Genomic DNA, 1,474 nt, shown 5'->3' on the forward strand with positions numbered 1-1,474 from the left:
CCCGTTACTTTCTTCGTGGCCGCTCGGTGAGCATGCTGGGTGGTGACGGCCTGCCGGGCCCGGCATGATTGCTGCCCCCTGTCCTCGATGATCCGGGGGGTGTTGTCACCGGGCCCGGTTGGCGGTGTGTGATCGCTGATAGGGGCTGGGCCCGAGCGTTGCTCGAGGCCGTTCGTAACGTGGATGCCGAGACGCACCGTCGCGGACGCCGTCGTCGACACGAACGGAGGAGCAGTGATCACAAGCATCGACAGATACGACGACGTCGACGTGTTCGTCGGGCTCGACGTCGGCAAGGGCGAACATCACGCCGTGGCGCTAAGCAGAGCCGGCGGGCGATTGTTCGACAAGGCGCTGCCCAACGACGAGACCAAGCTGCGCGCGGTGCTGACCCAGCTCGCGCAACACGGCCAGGTCCTCCTGGTCGTTGATCAGCCGGCGACGATCGGAGCGCTGCCGGTCGCGGTCGCTCAAGCGGAAGGCGTGCTGGTTGGCTACCTACCCGGGCTGGCGATGCGCCGGATCGCGGATCTGCACCCCGGAGAGGCGAAGACCGATGCCCGTGATGCGGCGATCATCGCCGAGACGGCCCGCACGATGCCGCACACGCTGCGGTCGATCCAGATCGCCGACGAGCACGTCGCGGAGCTGACGATGCTCTGCGGGTTCGACGACGACCTCGCCGGTCAGATCGTCCAGGTCTCCAACAGAATCCGGGGCCTGCTCACGCAGATCCACCCCGCGCTGGAGCGAGTGGTCGGGCCGCGTCTGGACCATCCCGCGATCCTGGACCTGCTGCAGCACTACCCGTCTCCGGCGGCGATGAAGACTGCGGGTGAGAAGCGGCTAGGAAACCGGCTGCTGAAGAACGCGCCCCGCAAAGGTCGTGTCTGGGCGGCAGAGATCATGACCGCGCTCGGCGAGCAGACCGTCGTGGTGACCGGCACCGACGCCGCCGCGCTGGTGCTCCCCAGGCTCGCAGAGCAGCTCCAGGCGTTGCGGCGGCAACGCGACGAGATCGCCATCGAGGTCGAGAAGATCGTCGACGCTCACCCTCTTCAGCCGGTCCTGACGAGCATGCCCGGAGTCGGCGTCAGGACTGCAGCCCGGCTCCTCACCGAAGTCACGACGAAGAGCTTCCCGACCGCAGGGCACCTCGCCGCCTACGCCGGCCTCGCACCAGTCACCAGGAGATCGGGCAGCTCGATCCGCGGCGAACATCCCTCCCGACGGGGCAACAAGATCCTGAAACGGACCATGTTCCTCTCCGCGTTCGCGGCGCTCCGCGACCCCGAGTCCCGGGCCTACTACAACCGCAAGATCGCCCAAGGCAAACGCCACAACCAAGCACTCATCGCTCTCGCCAGGCGCCGCTCCGACGTCCTGTTCGCGATGCTCCGCGACGGCACCCTCTACCAGTCGCGCATCACCGAACCGGTCCTCGCCGCTTGACAGAAGACATAGGGGCACCCCC

General features: G+C 67.4%; 1 protein-coding gene. It reads left to right on the plus strand.

The window, feature by feature from the left end:
- Positions 1 to 246 precede the first annotated feature (246 nt).
- On the plus strand, positions 247 to 1,452 hold the full coding sequence (locus ACPYN4_RS15475) for an IS110 family transposase (protein ID WP_424446875.1): 1,206 nt from the start codon (positions 247 to 249) through the stop codon (positions 1,450 to 1,452).
- Positions 1,453 to 1,474 lie beyond the last annotated feature (22 nt).

It is taken from the genome of Microbacterium sp. CH-015 (assembly GCF_049707015.1).
Lineage (GTDB): Bacteria > Actinomycetota > Actinomycetes > Actinomycetales > Microbacteriaceae > Microbacterium > Microbacterium aurum.